Annotated in this window: 1 protein-coding gene; it reads left to right on the forward strand. The window is 60.0% G+C overall.

Annotated elements, in window-relative coordinates:
* Positions 1-260 (forward strand): methyltransferase domain-containing protein (locus tag SB765_RS30955; RefSeq protein WP_410932664.1); only part of this gene is annotated, 260 nt, incomplete at both ends.

A 260-nucleotide genomic window follows, 5' to 3' on the forward strand; every position in this document is an offset into this window, starting at 1 on the left:
CCAGCGGGCTTGCTGCGCAGGGCCATCAGGTTCTGCTGTGCGACCTTTCCAGCGAGATGCTGCGCCGGGCCGCGGAAAATGCAGCGGCACAGGGTGTGAGCCACAACATGCAATTCAGACAAATTAGCGCTCAGCAGGTGGGCGAACATTTGGATAAGCCGGTGGATCTGGTATTGTTCCACGCTGTGCTTGAGTGGGTCGCTGAACCGGAGAAGGTGCTGAAAGCGCTGTTCGATCTGCTGCGTCCGGGGGGCGTCATG

Source organism: Pseudomonas sp. SIMBA_067 (genome assembly GCF_046534675.1).
GTDB classification, from domain to species: domain Bacteria; phylum Pseudomonadota; class Gammaproteobacteria; order Pseudomonadales; family Pseudomonadaceae; genus Aquipseudomonas; species Aquipseudomonas putida.